Consider the following 16617-nt stretch of genomic DNA (forward strand, 5'->3'; position numbering starts at 1 on the left):
CTCAGATACGTTAGAGGCAAATCGGCTGAAGCCGACCGGTAATGCTGGCAATCCGCCGATCGGGCCCCTCCTTCACGACGATCGAATACCACTCGCTACAGGGACCTGCATGGCGCTTCCAGGTGAATCTGGAAGATTCCGACGCCTGAATTTCCGCCTGGAAGCCACCTTCGATGATCTGCGCGTTCGCATTGCCGACGTCGGAGCCAACCGGAAACGTCTTGGCGACGAAATCAGAGAACGCGCGCTTAGCCTCCTCATAGGAACGGGAGCGACCAGCATCATATTCGGCCATGAAAGCGGGATAGGGATCAGCGCTCATCATTGCGCGACTGAAAGCAACTCCGGCCCAGTGGACGAGTGCAGAGCCGGCCAGCAGAACGGCCAGCACGATCAAAATGCGCTTGATGAGCCGTCCTCTCACGCTCACGCCATCACCATCGGCGTTTCCTCCGCGAGCCCGTACACGCGCTGCGCCTTGGAGAAACCTGCGATCGGGAAATCGCCGAGATCGCGCCAGTCGTGACGGCAGACCTTTGCAAAGACCTCCGAGGCCACGACGGTCCGCCCCAGGCGCCCTGCGATCTTCTCCAGCCGCGCCGCGAGATTGACGGCGGGACCGATGCAGGTGAAGTCGAGCCGGTTGCCGCCGCCGATATTGCCGTAGAGGATGTTGCCGACATGGAGTGCGACGCCGAAGCGGAAGCGCTCGACGATTTCGCCGACGGGATAAGCGAGCGCCTCGACGCTGGCGCGGGATTCGCGTGCGGCTTCCAGCACGCGCGTGCAGACATGCGCGGCATCGCCGACATACTCGTCGATCGGGAACACCGCGAGCAGGCCGTCGCCCATGAATTTCAGCACCTCGCCGCCATGGCCCCGGATCGCGGTGACCTGGCAGTCGAAATACTGGTTGAGGATCTCGACCACGGTCTCGGCCGGCAGCCGGTCCGACAGCGCGGTGAAGCCGCGCAGATCCGACAGCCAGATCGCGGCCTGCATGGTGTCGTTGTGGCCGCGGCGGATCTGGCCGCCGAGGATGCGCGCGCCGGCGCGGTTGCCGACATAGGTGTCGAGCAGCATCTCGGCGGTGCGGCGCAGGCTGATGATCTCGCTGACGCGCGCAAGCGGCGCCACGAGGGTCCGGATCGCATTGATGTCGCCATCGCTGAAACCGCCGGGACGCCGCGTGACCCAGCTCGTCGCGTGGATCGAGCCGTCGAGATAGGGCATCGGCACCGCGAAATAGTCGGTCACGCCTTCGGCACGCATGTCGTCGAGGAACGGAAACCGCTTGCTGTCCGGATCGTCCATTCGTCCGCGGACCTCCAGTCCCTCCTCGAACACGATGCGAAGCGGGCTCCTGGCGAATTCTGGCGTCTCGAGAATCTCGAAATCGACGGTACCGATCTCGACCTTCTGCCCCTCCCGCCAGATGAAATTGCGGCCAAAAATTTCCGGATGCAGCGTGCGAATGAAAATGCCGAACCGCCACAGCGGCAGGCCGGCTGCGACCAGATGCTCGCAGACCTCCGCGATCATCTGCGACGGGGTCCCGGACGACCTCGCGCCGTCGATCAGCCAGTTGGTGATGCGCTGGATCTCGGAGTTTTGCATGTCCGCATTTGCGGACGAAGTTGTGGAGCCGTCAAGCTGCGCGGTGGGCTAGTACCGCGACACGAAGCGTCATCCGCGATGTATTCACCTCTCCCGGAGGGGAGAGGTGAATACATCGCTGCCTCTATCGCCCGACCTGCCCGCGATCCCGAATGAAATGATCGGCCAGCACGCAGGCCATCATGGCTTCGCCGACGGGGACGGCGCGGATGCCGACGCAGGGGTCGTGGCGGCCCTTGGTGAAGATCTCGGTGTCGGCGCCGTTGCGATCGACCGTCAGGCGCGGCTGGAGGATCGACGACGTCGGCTTCACCGCGAAGCGCACCACCACCGGCTGTCCGGTGGAGATGCCGCCCAGAATGCCGCCGGCATGGTTGGACAAAAAGCGCGTGCCATCGTTGCCGGTGCGCATCTCGTCGGCGTTCTCTTCGCCGGTGAGCTCGGCCGCACCAAAGCCGGCGCCGATCTCGACGCCCTTCACGGCGTTGATGGTCATCATCGCACCCGCGAGATCAGAATCGAGCTTGGCGTAGATCGGGGCGCCGAGGCCGGCCGGCACGCCTTCGGCGACGACCTCAATGACAGCGCCGATCGAGGAGCCGCTCTTGCGGATGCCGTCGAGATAGGTCTCGAAGAACGCGGCCTTGTCCTTGTCCGGACAGAAGAATGGATTGTTGGCGACCTCGTCCCAGTCCCACTTGTCGCGATCGATCTTGTGCGGGCCCATCTGCACCAGCGCGCCGCGCACCTTCACATCGGGCAGCACCTTTCGCGCAATGGCGCCGGCGGCAACCCGCGTCGCAGTCTCGCGCGCCGAGGAGCGTCCGCCGCCGCGATAGTCGCGCAGGCCGTACTTCGCCTCATAGGTGAAGTCGGCATGGCCGGGGCGAAACTTGTCCTTGATCTCGGAATAGTCCTTCGAGCGCTGGTCGGTGTTCTCGATCAGGAGGCTGATAGGCGTACCGGTCGTCACCTGCACGCCGGTCTCCGGATGCGCCATCACGCCCGACAGAATCTTCACCTGGTCCGGCTCCTGGCGCTGGGTGGTGAAGCGCGACTGGCCGGGACGGCGGCGGTCGAGGTCCTGCTGGATGTCGGCCTCGGTCAGCGGGATCATGGGCGGGCAGCCATCGACCACGCAGCCGATCGCCACCCCATGGCTCTCGCCGAAGGTAGTGACGCGGAACATGTGGCCGAAGGTGTTGAAGGACATGCCGTACTGCCGCCTAGCGCTGACGCTTTACATAAACGTTGTATGTCAACGTCGTAGCGCCGAGGAGCGTGGCATTCAACCCTAGTTCCGTCATTCCGGGGCGGTGCAAAGCATCGAACCCGGAATCTCGAGATTCCGGGTTCGCCCTTCGGGCGCCCCGGAATGACGGTGGGTGGGCTTAACTATACTTCTCCAGCCGTCCCTCACGGAACACGTAGACGGCTCCTTGCTCGATATAGAGCTCGGCGGCACTGGCCGGCGTCTCCAGGCCAAGCGAAACCATCAGGGCCCGGCAGGTGCCGCCATGGGCGACGGCGACCGTGTCGGTCCGGAGCTGGTCGTACCAGGCGCGCACGCGGACCTGCACATCGGCGTAGGTTTCCCCGCCTGCGGGGCCCACCGTCCATTTGTCGGCGAGGCGCCTGGCGTAGACGTCCGGATCGGCGGCCTCGCTCTCGGCGAGCGTCAGCCCTTCCCAGACGCCGTAGCCGATCTCGCGCAAGCGATCATCGAGCGCGTAGTCGGCGACCGGTAGTTCGAGCTTGCCGCGAGCGAGTTCCATGGTCATGCGCGCGCGGCCGAGCGGACTCGACACGTAAGGCAGCACCTCCTTGTCGCGGCCGTCACGCTTGAAGAGATCGGCCAAAACCCCGCCGGCCTGCACGGCCTGAGCGCGGCCGCGCGCGTTCAGCGGAATGTCCTTGGTGCCCTGAAGCCTGCCGAGCGCATTCCACTCGGTCTCGCCATGGCGAAGGTAGTAGATCGTGGGCGCGGGCATTCCAGGTAAACGTCAGTCCTTGCCACCAAACGAAATATCCGGCGCGTCCGGCCGCTTCATGCCGAGCACGTGATAGCCGGAATCGACGTGATGCACCTCGCCGGTGACGCCGCGCGACAGGTCGGAGAGCAGATACAGCGCGCTGCCGCCGACGTCTTCCGTGGACACGTTGCGCCGCAGCGGCGCGTTGTTCTCGTTCCACTTCAGGATATAACGGAAGTCGCCGATGCCTGATGCGGCGAGCGTCTTGATGGGGCCTGCCGAGATCGCATTGACGCGGATATTCTTCTCGCCAAGATCGGCGGCGAGATAGCGCACGCTGGCCTCCAGCGCCGCCTTCGCCACGCCCATCACGTTGTAATGCGGCATCCATTTCTCGGCGCCGTAATAAGAGAGCGTGATCAGCGAGCCGCCGTCCGTCATCAGCTTCTCGGCGCGCTGCGCCACCGCCGTGAACGAGTAGCAGGAGATCAGCATCGACTTCGAAAAGTTCTCCGGCGTGGTGTCGACGTAGCGGCCGTCGAGCTGCTCGCCATAGGCGATCGCGTGCACCAGGAAATCGATCTTGCCCCACTTCTCCTGCAGCACTGCGAACGCGGCGTCGATGGTTGCAGCATCGGTGACGTCGCAATGGCCGAGCACGAGCCCGCCGATCTCGGCAGCGAGCGGCTCGACGCGCTTCTTCAGCGCATCGCCCTGATAGGTGAAGGCGAGCTCGGCGCCGGCCGCGTGGCATGCCTTGGCGATGCCCCAGGCGATCGAGCGGTTGTTGGCAAGGCCGAGGATCACCCCGCGCTTGCCCTGCATCAGACCTGAATTCTGCGCCATTTTCGTAACGTCCCGTCGAGCTTTCTCTGAGGTCTGGAGGTACACCAGCCCTCCCCTGCGGTACAGTCCTAATACGCGGCGTTAACGCTGTTTCGAGCGCTGGAATAGCCGTTCCGTTCGGGTGTTATGATGATTGTGGCGCTTGCGCCGAACGGCAGGACATCAAGACGGCATGAGCGCATTTCGCCAGAGTGTGGAAGCCATGATCCCGGCGTTGCGCCGCTACGCCCGCGCGCTCACGCGCGAGGCAGATGCGGCCGACGATCTGGTGCAGGATACGCTGGTGCGGGCGCTGCGTTCGGAGCGATTGTTTCTCGGAGGCGACGTCAGGAGCTGGCTCTATACGATCCTGACCAACCTCAACAAGAACCGGCGGCGCTCGCTGGCAAGGCGGCCGCAATTCACGCAGCTGACGGAGAACAACCCCGATGCCAGCGGGACCGAAGCCGAAGGACGCGACATCGAGCGGGCGCTGGCAACGCTGGTCGAGGAGCAGCGCTCGGTGCTGCTTCTGGTGATGCTGGAGGGCATGAGCTACCGCGAGGTCGCCGACATCCAGGGCGTGCCGATCGGCACCGTGATGTCGCGCCTGGCTCGCGCCCGTGCCCACGTTAAAGCCTCGCTGGAGGGTGAGCGTCCGGCGCTCAGGCGGGTGAAATGATGGCAGGATTGATGCATCGCGCGTGCCGCGTCCGTTGCACGGAGAGAGAAGCAGCGCAGTTGAACCGCGTCAGTTTTTTTGGGCCGCAGAGCCAGAGACGATCGATATGAACGACCGCAACATTCCCATCACCGAAGACGAGTTGCACGCCTATGTCGACGGCGAGCTGCCGGCCGAGCGCCGTGCCGACGTCGAGGCCTGGCTGTCTGCCCACCCCGAGGATGCCGAGCGGGTGCAGTCCTGGCGCGCCATGGCCGAGATGCTGCACGCGCGCTACGATTCCGTCGCCCAGGAGCCGGTGCCGGCCCGGCTGGAGCTCGAACGGCTGGAGCGCCGCCCCCGGCAATGGCTCTATGGCGCCGCTGCGGCTGTGCTGGTGGCTTTCGTCGCCGGCGGCACCGCCGGCTGGGTGGCGCATGGCGCCGCCAACGCGCCCTCGGTCTTCCAGAGCTTTACGACGGATGCGCTCGACGCCCACCGCCTCTATGTCGTCGAGGTCCGCCATCCCGTCGAGGTCGGCGGCAACGAGCGCGATCACCTCCAGGCCTGGCTGACCAGGCGCTGCGGCTGGACCGTTTTCGCGCCAAACCTGGAGGCCAGCGGGCTGAAGCTGGTCGGCGGCCGGCTCTTGCCGGGGCCGAGCGGGCCTGCGTCATTCCTGATGTATGAGGGCGCCTCGGGCGAGCGGTACACGATCTACACCGCCAAGACCGAGAATGGGGCAACGCAGATGCGTTACGCCAGGGCGGACAAGGACGGCGCGCTGTTCTGGGCCGAGCGCGGCGTCGGCTACGTCGTCAGCGGCGGCGGCAACGACCGCGACCGGCTGACCAAGGTGGCGCAGGCGGTGTACGACCAGGCAGAGAAAAACGGCGGCTAAACAACCGCGCAAACGCCGTGCCTCGATTCCGTCATTGAAAATTTGGAATCAAGACATGGGCGCGTCTCATTATCGCACCGGATGATCACGCGAAAATGAGTAGCGTTCGATCCGCCGATCGACGCGGGCGGCCTCGATTGGGGTTTTTGGTACCGCGCTGGTCCCCCTCTCGAGGCCGCACCTTTTTATCGGCTGCCCCGCCGGACAGCCGACACGTCGAGCACATGAAGCGCTACCACGCCTCAGGCATATGATGAGCATCATCCGCAAAGAGGATGCCGTAGACCTTAGGAGAACCCCTTCAGTTCGATCTCGCCCTAACCAAGCCCGCTACGTGGATTGTAGGGGTGCTGGTCCCGCCACTTTTCCATCAATGCTTCAAGCTCGGCGTCGTTCCCGTCCGGTAGCATAATCCTGATGGTGACGAAGAGATCCCCGGTTCCGCCAGATTTCGGCAAGCCCTTACCTTTGAGACGGAAGGTCCGCCCGCTGGAGGTGTTTTTCGGGACCGAAAGCTCCACCGCATTGCCGAGCGTGGGCACGCGAACCTTGCCGCCGAGCACCGCCTCGTAGAGCGTGACCGGCAGGTCGATCTTGAGATCCGCGCCCTCGATCTTGAAGAACGGATGCGGCGCGATGCTGATGGTGATCAGGAGATCGCCCGGCGGATGGCCCTGGGCACTTTCGCCCTGCCCCCGCAGCCGGATCTGCTGGCCCTCGGTGACCCCGGCCGGAATCTTGACGTTGAGCTCCTTGCCGGTCGGTAGCCGGACACGCTTCTCGCCGCCCTTGGCCGACTCTTCCAGCGAGACACTCATGGCGACATTCACGTCGAGATCGAGCCCGACCCCACCGGTGTCGAATTCGAACTGCCCGGCGCCGCCGGCGCCGGGCCGCGCGCCGCGCACCCCGCCGCCGAACATGCTGTTGAGGATGTCCTCGAAGGCGCCGCCGCCCTGGCCGGGTCCGCCGCCGGAGCGGAACGTATAACTCTCGAACCCGCCGGGACCCGCGCCCGCGCGGCCGCGCGGCCCGCCGCCGCCCGGAAAGCCCTGGAAGCGCGGCTTGCCGTCGGCGTCAATCTCGCCGCGGTCGAACTGCTTGCGCTTGTCCTCGTCGCCGATGATCTCGTTCGCCGAATTGATCTCGGAGAAACGCTCGGCAGCCTTCGGGTCATCCTTGTTGCTGTCAGGATGGTGCTTCTTGGCAAGCTTGCGATAGGCGCTCTTGATGGCGGCAGCGTTGGCGCTCCGCGGCACCCCCAAGACCTCATAGGGGTCGCGCATCCGTCACGTCTCCTTCAAGGAATCAAATTGTTCAAAGGGCTCCCCGCCCCACTTGAGCTTGATGTGGGGGGTGAGTGGCATTTTTGCAACTAGGGTCGCCGGCCGATTCTCTACGTTTGGAGCATGATCTTATCGGAAAACCGGTTCCCACTTCCCCGGATCATGCTCAGCTCCGCCACGGCTTTAGCGTATGAATCTCCCAACGGCCACGACTGCTTTGGCAGCCGGCGCCCTGGAGCCAGCTTTCGGTGCTCCCGTTGACATAGCTCGCCAGGAAATCGCGGCACTTGCGGCCGTCCTCGGCGGCGTAGGATTGCGCGATCGGCGTTACCGAGCCGCGCGCGCCGGTCTCCGGATTCTCCCAGTGCTGGCTGGAATCCTTGTCGCCCTTGCTCAGCACGTCGGAGGCGGCGTTGCGGGCGAAGGCAAGATCGGTCTCGGTTGGAGCTGCCTCCTTCGCCGGCCGCGTGATCGAGCCGGTGAGGTCGGCATCGTCGGCTTTGGCATAGGCATTCTTGTCATTGCGGGAAAAGCTGCAACCGCCGGTGCCGAGCCCGATGAGAATGATCGTCATGACAAGGCTGGACGGCCCGATCGCCGATAGGCCAACGCGCCCCCATGCCCTATATAGGGCGGTAGCGGACAACAACGCGTTTTGGGCCGCGGAACGCAACTCGGACTCCAGACATGACCGACACGACCTCGATGAAACACCAGACACCCTTAACATCCGGTGATTTCACCGCCGCCGACGAACCCTTTGCGCTGTTCGAGGCCTGGCTGAACGAGGCGATCAAGAGCGAGCCAAACGATCCGAACGCCATGGCGCTCGCAACCGTCGACCCCGACGGGCTGCCTGATGTGCGCATGGTGCTGATGAAGGGCTTCGATACCGAGGGTTTTGTCTTCTACAGCCACATCGCCAGCCAGAAGGGCCGCGAACTCGCCGCAAATCCTAAGGCAGCGTTACTTTTTCACTGGAAGTCGCTGCGCCGTCAGGTCCGCGTCCGCGGCAACGTGACGCCGGTGACCGACGCCGAAGCCGACGCCTATTTCGCGACGCGACCGAAGCAGGCGCAGATCGGCGCCTGGGCCAGCAAGCAATCGCAGGAGCTGGAGAGCCGCTTCGCCTTCGAGCAAGCCATCGCAAAGGTCGCGGCCAAGCACGTCATCGGCGAGGTGCCGCGGCCGCCGGGCTGGAGCGGCTGGCGCATCACGCCCTCGCGTATCGAGTTCTGGCACGACCGCCCGTTCCGCCTGCACGACCGCATCGAATTTCGCCGTGACGCAGCGGGCCAGCCATGGTCCAAGACGCGGATGTACCCCTGACCTGAAAGATGTCCATGCCGCAGTCGTCCAATGCGCCGCGCCGTACGCTGCTCCTGACCGGAGCCAGCCGCGGCATCGGCCATGCCACCGTGATCCGCTTCTCGTCGGCGGGCTGGCGTGTCATCACCTGCTCGCGGCATCCGTTCCCGGAGGATTGTCCGTGGGATGCGGGTCCCGAGGACCACATTCAGGTCGACCTCGCCGATCCCAAGGACACGACGCGCGCGATCTCCGACATCCGGGCCCGCCTCGAAGGCGGCATGCTGCATGCGCTGGTCAACAACGCCGCGATCTCGCCGAAGGGTCCGGGCGGCTCGAGGCTCGGCTCGGTCGACACCGACCTCGACACCTGGACGCATGTCTTCCACGTCAACTTCTTCGCGCCGATCATGATCGCGCGCGGACTGATCGAGGAGCTGAAGGCGGCCAAGGGTTCGGTCGTGAACGTCACCTCGATCGCGGGCTCGCGGGTGCATCCCTTCGCCGGCGCCGCCTACGCCACCTCGAAGGCCGCATTGGCTTCGCTTACGCGCGAAATGGCCTCCGACTTCGGCCGCGTCGGCGTGCGCGTCAACGCGATCGCGCCGGGCGAGATCGATACCTCGATCCTGTCGCCGGGCACCGAGAAGATCGTCGAGCAGCAAATCCCGCTGCATCGGCTCGGCACGCCCGACGAGGTCGCCAAGATCATCTACGTGCTGTGCACGGACACCAGTTCCTACGTCAACGGTGCCGAGATCCACATCAACGGCGGCCAGCACGTGTAGGCAAGAACGGGCGAAAGCATGGGCCGGTTCGCGAGCACCGCGTCACTCTACGAACATTTGCGGCCGCCTTACCCAGGCGAATTCTTTCGCAGCGTCGCGGAAAAGCTCGGCCTCTCCGAACGATCCGGCTTGATCGACCTCGGCACCGGACCCGGCCTGCTGGCGCTCGGCTTCGCGCCCTATGTCGGCCGCATCGTTGGCGTCGATCCTGAACCTGCCATGCTCGATGCGGCGCGCCGGGCGGCTGCGAGCGCAGGCCACGCACTCACGCTGATCGAAGGCAAGGTCGAGACGCTTGGCCCCGACATCGGCAGCTTCGAGGTCGTGACGATCGGGCGCGCGCTGCACTGGATGGATCGTGAGCCGACGCTTGCGCGGCTCGACCGGCTGGTCGCGCGCGACGGCGCAATCCTGATCTGCGCCTCGTTCTCGGCCACCGACGGCAGCAACCCGTGGCTCGATGGCTACAACGAAGTCCGCCGCCGCTGGTCGCCGGCCAAGCTCTGGGAGGAAGCAGGCAGGGGCACGCGCACCCATCGCGATCTGCCGGCGTTCTTTCACGGCAGCGCCTTTCAGCCCACCGAACTCGTGACGGTCGAGACCAGCCACACGGTGAGCTTCGCGGACCTGACGCGACGCACCCTCACCTATTCGTCATCATCGCCGGAGGCGTTGGGCGAGAATGCCGAGGCGATGCTGCGCGATGTCGGGGAGCACCTGGCTCCCTTCAGCCACGACGGCGTCATCGCCGAGACCATCATCTCGACGGCGCAGATCGTGAAACACTGGAGCTGATTTGCCGCAAGGCGGGAAGCAAGGCGATCCAGACAAAGCCGCCGCAAGACCTGGATCGCCTTTACCCTTCCGTTCCTCAATCGAGTCGAATGCGACGTGACCTCTCGCGTGGCCGCGGAGCGGTCGCGCTGAATGCAGTCGAGCAGTCGTCGTCGTTCTCACCATCGAGCAGCGGAGCACCACAGTGCCGGCACATGCGTGCCGACATCGACGACGCCTTGCCGCTCGCCAGGGTCTGACGATAGTTCGCCAGATCGATGACGTTGCGGGGCGACGTTATGTGTTTTTCAACCATGGTTGTTCCTCGCGGCTACGCACTGCTTATCGCAGACAAGTTTCGCGCAAACGTTCAGCCCACCGCTCAAATTTTACCGGAGGAATTGGGGCGGCGGGCACGCATCACCGCACGGCCGCAATCCCGCTCTATTCTGCGACATGAACCGCCGTGTCTCTGCGACCGGCGTAAGATATCGGTAGGTATCTTTCGCTGAGCGCCCTGCATCGTTACGAACGTCAGGCTGACGTTCCGAGCATCATCACGGCGCGTGCAGTCTGGATCGTGCTCTACAGCCACTTCTTCCACTTGAAGATCCAGTACGGCACGATCGCCGCGATCAGCATCAGCACCAGCGCGAACGGATAGCCGTGCGCCCATTCGAGTTCCGGCATCGCCTTGAAGTTCATGCCGTAGATCGAGGCGATCAGCGTTGGCGGCATCAGGACAACGGCCATGACCGAAAACAGCTTGATGATGTTGTTCTGCTCGAGATTGACGACGCCGAGCATGGCGTCGAGCACGAAGGTGATCTTGCTGGAGAGATAGGAGGCGTGGTCGGTCAGCGAGGAGACGTCACGCTGCATGGTCTTGAGCTGCTCGCGCATGTCCTTTGACCATTTCACGCCCTCCACCACCGCCGAGAGGAAGGCGACGACGCGGCCGATCGAGACCAGGCTCTCGCGAACCTTGGAGGTCAGATCGCCCTTGCGGCCGATCGAGATCAGGATCTGGGAATATTGCTTGGCGTGGCCGTGGCGCTCGCTCTCGGGCTCGAAGATGTCGTGCGAGACCTGGTCGATGTCGGCACCGCATTTCTCCAGAATGTCGGCGCAGCGATCGATCACGGCGTCCAGCAGTTCCATCAGCACGATTTCGCCGGTGATGGCCGGGGTGCAGGAGCGCGCGAGCTTGGCCTCGACCAGCGCGAACGGCTTGGGCTGATCGTAGCGCACCGTCACCAGGCGGTGGTCGCCGAGGATGAAGGTCACCGCCGTGGTCCGGGGCATGTCGGTATCGGAATGGCACATCAGCGTCGCCGTCATGTAGCGTGCACCGTTCTCGATATAGAGGCGGCTGGAGATCTCGATCTCCTGCATGTCCTCCCGGGTCGGGATCGCGATGCCCGAGAGCCGCTCCACCGCCTTGTCCTCGGCCGCGGTCGGGTTGAACAGGTCGATCCACACCGCATGCTCCGGCACTGCCGCGAGATCGTCGACGACGGCCTTCTTGAGAGAGGTGTCGGAGGGAACGAACACAGAAAACATGCACAACTCCAGCAGGGGGCCTGCGACAGACTGACAGCCCTTAGCGCGATTCTGACAAGTTCATGATGACAAGCACATTAACGGTGCGTTTGCATTTGTGGCCGCTTTGCGTCTGAACCGTGGCATAGAATCGACAGTCCGGCCTCCGTAGCCCAAAAACCACCCCAAGGCCGCAAAACTTGCGGCAAAAAAGCCACAGCTAAGGTCTTGCAGCGCGGGACAAGGTCCGAAAGGCTGGAATTGTGGCAGATTTCAACGATAATACGGGCTACGGAGTCGTGGTCCTTGGGCTTGGCTCAAGCTCCGCGCAAGCTAGTCGTTGTCGATTGGAACCAAATCATGTCGTCGCTGAAAGTTATGCTGGGTGTTTTGGCCGCTGGCCTGATGCTGTCGGGCTGCATGCAGGCCACGCATTTCGAGGCGACCGACACCAAGGCCTTCAAGCCGAAGGACAAGGAACTCCTTGCCAAGGTTCGGTACGAGAACACCCCGGTCGCCGAGCCGTTCCGCCGCGCCATCGTCGAGTATCACCGCAAGGAATCGCCGGGCTCGATCGTGGTCGATTCCGACAATCATTACCTCTACTGGGTGATGGATGGCGGCAAAGCGATCCGCTACGGCATCACCGTCGGCGAAGAGGCCATGGCCTGGTCGGGCATCGCCAAGGTCGGCAGCATGACCGAGTGGCCGGCCTGGCATCCGACCCCGGGCGAGATTTCGCGCCTTGGCGTTCCGACCTATGTCGCGCCGGGTCCGGACAATCCGATGGGCTCCCGTGCGATGTATCTCTACTCGGGCGGCAAGGACACGCTGTTCCGCATCCACGGCACCAACCAGCCGGAATATATCGGCGCCTCGATCTCGTCGGGCTGTATCCGCCTGACCAACGAGGACGCGATCGACCTCTATGGCCGCGTCAAGGTCGGCACCATCGTCGTGGTGCTCGAGCCGAAGCACGGCGACTCCCCCTACAATTCGCGTCTGGCGCTCGGTGCCGGCGGAACTGGCCAGGCGGGCAGCTACTGATCGCCTGCTGATCTCTGATATCCAAAAGCGCCGGTTTTACCGGCGCTTTTTTGTTGCCGCCTTGCGCGGCTGGGCGTTGTTGCCATCGACCGCCGACTTGTCCGCAGACGCGGGGGATTTCTCCGCCGCCTCGTCATCGGCGCCTTCCTTTGCCTCAGGCTTGCTTGTCTCAGATTTGGCCGCGACCTCGCGCGGCGGCGCCTCCTCGGGACGTTCCGCCGGCAGCAGCGGGGCGACCTGCGGCAGGGGATCCCAGACGTTCCACTGGCAGATCCGGTAGTCGTTGCGCCGCTGCGCGAGATCGAGATGGATGTGGTCCTCGTGATACCAGTCCGAGCCCGGCCCGAGCACCGTGGAGAAGCGCGCGCAGACCGAATGCAGCACGCGCTCGCGCACCTCGCGCGATAGGGTGCGGTCGGTGAGGCCGATCGACTGCCCGTTGGCGAGCTTGATGGCGCGGACGTCGAGGGCGTTGGCCTTGCCGTGCTCGGACAGCATCGCGCCTGCGATGCGATTGCGGCCGCGGCACTCAAAACTGTCGAAATTGTCGAGATCGCTGATGGTCGAGCCGAGGCTGGTGGCCAGCGGCACCATATCCTTGCGCACCCAGTCGGTGATCGCGGAGGCCATGGTGCAGCGGAGGATCGCCGCCGGCTTGACCGCCACCTTGCGCTTGTCCGGCAGCACGATGGCCTCGAGCCGCACCAGATCCTCGCCGCCGCAGGCGCCGGGGCCACGGATGTCAGGTATGGAGGGCGCAATCGCGATCTCCTCGGTCAGCGCGAGCCGGCAGGCTGAGACCTGTTTCTCGGGCGGCGGCGCGGCCTCGGCGGGCTTGTTGGCAGCCGGCTTGTCCGGGGACGACTTGCCGTCAGCCGCCGGAGGGGCCTCGTCCGGTGCTTTGGGGGCCTCCTCGGGGCGTGGTCTCGGTAGCGGGATCTTGGCGGAATGAACTGTCGGGCGCGGCCGTGGTGTGCCAAGACCAAAGATATCGAGCGGCGCAGCATATTTTCGCGCCTCCGCCCGATCCGCGAGCACAAGCGTTAACCCCAGCGCGGCGGTAACCACTGCCGCGCCGGCGGACATATAGCCGCGACAAGACCATTTGCGGCGAAAGTCCGGCAGGCTAAAACTCATGACAATTCTTTGGCCCAACGCTGAGAGCGACAAAGCGCCCAGCGACTTCTCGGAGGAACGTCGGAATGCTTGGTTTGATGCAAGACTGGCCCCTGCTCTGCCACCGGATCATCGAACACGCCGCCAGGATTCATGGCAAGCAGGAGGTCGTCACGCGATCGGTCGAGGGACCGATCCACCGCACCACCTACGCCGAAATCCACAAGCGGGCGCTTAAGGTCTCGCAGATGCTGGAGCGCGACGGCATCAAGCTTGGCGACCGCGTCGCAACGATCGCCTGGAACACCTGGCGCCATCTCGAGGTCTGGTACGGCATCATGGGGATCGGCGCCATCTGCCATACCGTCAATCCCCGCCTTTTCCCAGAGCAGATCGCCTGGATCATCAACCATGCGCAGGATCGCATCGTGATGACCGACATCACCTTCATCCCGGTCCTGGAGAAGATCGCCGACAAGCTGCCAAGCGTTGAACGCTACGTCGTGCTCACCGACAAGGCGCATCTGCCCGAGACCACGTTGAAGAATGTGGTGGCCTACGAGGACTGGATCGCGGAGGCCGACGGCAAATTCAAATGGAAGGATTTTGACGAGAACACGGCAGCCGCGATGTGCTACACGTCAGGCACCACCGGCGACCCGAAGGGTGTGCTGTATTCGCATCGCTCCAACGTGCTGCACGCGCTGATGGCCAACAATGTCGACGCGCTCGGCACCAGTGCCTCCGAGACGATGCTGCCGGTGGTCCCGCTGTTCCACGCCAACAGCTGGGGCATTGCCTTCTCCGCCCCCTCGCAAGGCACCAAGCTGGTGATGCCCGGCGCCAAGCTCGACGGTGCCTCGGTCTACGAGCTGCTCTCGACCGAGAAGGTGACGCATACCGCTGGCGTGCCCACGGTGTGGCTGATGCTGCTCCAGCACATGGCCGCCAACAATCTGAAGCTGCCGGAGCTGAAGATGGTGATCTGTGGCGGCTCGGCGATGCCGCGCTCGATGATCAAGGCCTTCCTCGACATGGGCTCGAACGTGCGCCACGCCTGGGGCATGACCGAGATGAGCCCGATCGGCAGCGTGGCGGCGCTGAAGCCGCCGTTCCAGAACGCGACTGGCGAGGCGCGGCTCGACGTGCTCCAGATGCAGGGCTATGCGCCCTTCGCCGTGGAGATGAAGATCACCGACGATGCCGGCAAGGAGCTGCCCTGGGACGGCAAGACCTTCGGCCGCCTCAAGGTCTCAGGACCGGCCGTCGCCAAGGCCTATTACCGGGTCGACACTGACATCCTCGACGAGGAGGGTTTCTTCGACACCGGCGACGTCGCAACCATCGACGAAGCCGGTTACATGCGGATCACCGACCGCTCCAAGGACGTGATCAAGTCCGGCGGCGAATGGATCTCCTCGATCGACCTCGAAAACCTCGCGGTCGGCCATCCCGCCGTGGCGGAGGCCGCCGTGATCGGCATCTATCATCCCAAATGGGACGAGCGTCCGCTGCTGATCGTGCAGCTCAAGCAAGGCCAGCAGGCCAGCCGCGAGGACATCCTGAAGTACATGGACGGCAAGATCGCCAAATGGTGGATGCCCGACGACGTCGCCTTCGTTGACGGCATCCCGCACACCGCGACCGGCAAGATCCTGAAGACGGCGCTGCGCGACCAGTTCAAGGAGTACCGCTTCCCGAACGCGGCGGCGTAAGACGCTCGCGCGAACGTCATTCCGGGGCGGCTCGAAGAGCCGAACCCGGAATCTCGAGATTCCGGGTTCGATGCTTCGCATCGCCCCGGAATGACGGGTCGTAACAACCCGGGAACCCTTGAATTTACCCCCGGGCCATGGTCTCAACGGCGCATTGTCGCGCCAGTTCGGCCGGCACCGCCCCCAACTATCCGACAGAGCTCACCCGATGGCCCGCAGGTTTTCCGCTCCCTATCAGACGGAGCCCGTGTCCAGCCTTGCGAGCTGGGCGCGCAATCTGGCGGTGTTCGCGGTGGTGGCGGTGGTGGTGTCGATCATCATCGTCCGCTTCGGCTTTCTGGAGCCGAAGCCGGCACTCGTCACCTTCTTCGGCGGCCTCGCCATCGCCGGGCTCTCGATCCTGTTCGGCCTCGCCGGCTTTGCCGCGATCTGGCAGAACGGCTCGCGCGGCATGGCGCGCATCCTGCTCGCCTTCCTGATCGACGGGGCGATTCTCGCCTACCCCGCCTATCTCGGCCTGCAATACCGCAAGCTGCCGGCGATCCACGACATCACCACCGACCCGATCGACCCGCCCCGCTTCGACGCGCTGGCGCGCCTGCGCGCCGGCGACGGCGCCAACACGGCGGTTTACGCCGGCCTCTATTCGGCCGAGCAGCAGCGTCAATTCTACCCCGATATCGAGCCGATCGAGCTCGAAATCCCGGTCGACCGCGCCTATGCGATCGCGCTCCAGCTCGTCAACAAGCGCAAATGGCTGGTCATCGACGAGCGCGCGCCGCAGCCGCCGCGACGCATCGGCCGCATCGAGGCGGTGGCGCGCACGCCGATCATGGGTTTGCGCGAGGACATCTCAATCAGGGTCGTGCCTGATGGCGATGATTCCCGCGTCGATATCCGTTCCGCCTCGCGCTATTTCGACAGCGATCTCGGCAGCAACGCTGCCCGCGTGACCAAATTCATCGACGATCTCAACACGGCTGCGGACGCTGATGCGCTGAAACCGGTGAAGAAGACCCCGGTGACGCCGCCAAAGGCGCCGGCGAAGACGGTGAAAAAGTGAC

At 64.4% G+C, this 16617-nt stretch carries 18 protein-coding genes; 8 read left to right on the plus strand and 10 right to left on the minus strand.

Annotated elements, in window-relative coordinates; all coding sequences use genetic code 11:
• Nucleotides 1-10: 10 nt before the first annotated feature.
• From AC1RR3_RS07165 to fabI, 5 genes are all read right to left on the minus strand, one after another.
• A complete protein-coding gene (locus AC1RR3_RS07165) occupies nucleotides 11-430 on the minus strand; it encodes a hypothetical protein (RefSeq protein ID WP_492820792.1) in 420 nt (139 codons plus the stop codon).
• Nucleotides 427-1617 (minus strand): adenylate/guanylate cyclase domain-containing protein, encoded by a 1191-nt coding sequence (locus AC1RR3_RS07170; protein WP_492820794.1) that lies wholly within the window; start codon nucleotides 1615-1617, stop codon nucleotides 427-429. Before AC1RR3_RS07170 ends, AC1RR3_RS07165 begins: the two co-directional genes overlap by 4 nt.
• 124 nt (nucleotides 1618-1741) lie before the next feature.
• On the minus strand, nucleotides 1742-2830 hold the full coding sequence (gene aroC / locus AC1RR3_RS07175) for a chorismate synthase (protein ID WP_492820796.1): 1089 nt from the start codon (nucleotides 2828-2830) through the stop codon (nucleotides 1742-1744).
• A gap of 178 nt (nucleotides 2831-3008) precedes the next feature.
• Nucleotides 3009-3608, minus strand: a complete 600-nt coding sequence (locus AC1RR3_RS07180; protein ID WP_492820798.1) for a histidine phosphatase family protein — start codon at nucleotides 3606-3608, stop codon at nucleotides 3009-3011.
• A gap of 12 nt (nucleotides 3609-3620) precedes the next feature.
• Nucleotides 3621-4436, minus strand: a complete 816-nt coding sequence (fabI, locus tag AC1RR3_RS07185; protein ID WP_492820800.1) for an enoyl-ACP reductase FabI — start codon at nucleotides 4434-4436, stop codon at nucleotides 3621-3623.
• Between the two features lie 172 nt (nucleotides 4437-4608).
• On the opposite strand from fabI, the gene AC1RR3_RS07190 reads away from it, so the two are divergent.
• A complete protein-coding gene (locus AC1RR3_RS07190; protein ID WP_375310428.1) occupies nucleotides 4609-5097 on the plus strand; it encodes a sigma-70 family RNA polymerase sigma factor in 489 nt (162 codons plus the stop codon).
• Between the two features lie 106 nt (nucleotides 5098-5203).
• Nucleotides 5204-5977: an anti-sigma factor family protein gene (locus tag AC1RR3_RS07195; protein ID WP_492820802.1), complete on the plus strand. Its 774-nt coding sequence runs from the start codon at nucleotides 5204-5206 to the stop codon at nucleotides 5975-5977.
• A 317-nt stretch (nucleotides 5978-6294) separates the two neighbouring features.
• Here AC1RR3_RS07195 and AC1RR3_RS07200 read toward each other — a convergent pair whose 3' ends face one another.
• The gene (locus AC1RR3_RS07200) at nucleotides 6295-7263 is read right to left on the minus strand and encodes a DnaJ C-terminal domain-containing protein (protein ID WP_492820804.1); all 969 of its coding nucleotides are present in this window, start codon (nucleotides 7261-7263) and stop codon (nucleotides 6295-6297) included.
• Nucleotides 7264-7429: 166 nt separating this feature from the next.
• The gene (locus AC1RR3_RS07205; protein ID WP_492820806.1) at nucleotides 7430-7837 is read right to left on the minus strand and encodes an RT0821/Lpp0805 family surface protein; all 408 of its coding nucleotides are present in this window, start codon (nucleotides 7835-7837) and stop codon (nucleotides 7430-7432) included.
• A 113-nt stretch (nucleotides 7838-7950) separates the two neighbouring features.
• On the opposite strand from AC1RR3_RS07205, the gene pdxH reads away from it, so the two are divergent.
• Genes pdxH through AC1RR3_RS07220 form a run of 3 tightly spaced genes read left to right on the plus strand, consistent with a single transcriptional unit; the run spans nucleotide 7951 to nucleotide 10154 of the window.
• Entirely contained in the window at nucleotides 7951-8592 is a 642-nt protein-coding gene (gene pdxH / locus AC1RR3_RS07210; protein WP_492820808.1) for a pyridoxamine 5'-phosphate oxidase, read from the plus strand.
• Between the two features lie 14 nt (nucleotides 8593-8606).
• Complete coding sequence (locus tag AC1RR3_RS07215) at nucleotides 8607-9359, plus strand: SDR family NAD(P)-dependent oxidoreductase (RefSeq protein WP_492820810.1); 753 nt, start codon at nucleotides 8607-8609, stop codon at nucleotides 9357-9359.
• An 18-nt stretch (nucleotides 9360-9377) separates the two neighbouring features.
• A complete protein-coding gene (locus tag AC1RR3_RS07220; protein WP_492820812.1) occupies nucleotides 9378-10154 on the plus strand; it encodes a class I SAM-dependent methyltransferase in 777 nt (258 codons plus the stop codon).
• A 76-nt stretch (nucleotides 10155-10230) separates the two neighbouring features.
• Here the strand turns inward: AC1RR3_RS07220 and AC1RR3_RS07225 are convergent, their stop codons facing one another.
• The gene (locus AC1RR3_RS07225) at nucleotides 10231-10449 is read right to left on the minus strand and encodes a hypothetical protein (RefSeq protein WP_492820814.1); all 219 of its coding nucleotides are present in this window, start codon (nucleotides 10447-10449) and stop codon (nucleotides 10231-10233) included.
• A gap of 269 nt (nucleotides 10450-10718) precedes the next feature.
• Nucleotides 10719-11696, minus strand: coding sequence for a magnesium transporter CorA family protein (locus AC1RR3_RS07230; protein WP_492820816.1), 978 nt, complete (start codon nucleotides 11694-11696; stop codon nucleotides 10719-10721).
• Between the two features lie 339 nt (nucleotides 11697-12035).
• Here AC1RR3_RS07230 and AC1RR3_RS07235 point away from each other — a divergent pair, with 339 nt between their 5' ends.
• Complete coding sequence (locus AC1RR3_RS07235; protein WP_492820818.1) at nucleotides 12036-12722, plus strand: L,D-transpeptidase; 687 nt, start codon at nucleotides 12036-12038, stop codon at nucleotides 12720-12722.
• A gap of 36 nt (nucleotides 12723-12758) precedes the next feature.
• Here AC1RR3_RS07235 and AC1RR3_RS07240 read toward each other — a convergent pair whose 3' ends face one another.
• Nucleotides 12759-13859 (minus strand): extensin family protein, encoded by a 1101-nt coding sequence (locus tag AC1RR3_RS07240; protein WP_492820820.1) that lies wholly within the window; start codon nucleotides 13857-13859, stop codon nucleotides 12759-12761.
• Nucleotides 13860-13924: 65 nt separating this feature from the next.
• Here AC1RR3_RS07240 and AC1RR3_RS07245 point away from each other — a divergent pair, with 65 nt between their 5' ends.
• Together AC1RR3_RS07245 and AC1RR3_RS07250 are read left to right on the plus strand one after the other, a co-directional pair.
• Nucleotides 13925-15553, plus strand: coding sequence for a fatty-acid--CoA ligase (locus AC1RR3_RS07245; protein ID WP_492820822.1), 1629 nt, complete (start codon nucleotides 13925-13927; stop codon nucleotides 15551-15553).
• Between the two features lie 208 nt (nucleotides 15554-15761).
• Nucleotides 15762-16616: a DUF1499 domain-containing protein gene (locus AC1RR3_RS07250; protein WP_492820824.1), complete on the plus strand. Its 855-nt coding sequence runs from the start codon at nucleotides 15762-15764 to the stop codon at nucleotides 16614-16616.
• The last annotated feature ends 1 nt before the right edge of the window (nucleotide 16617 follow it).

The organism is Bradyrhizobium sp. GW821-FHT13H05, from assembly GCF_058804065.1.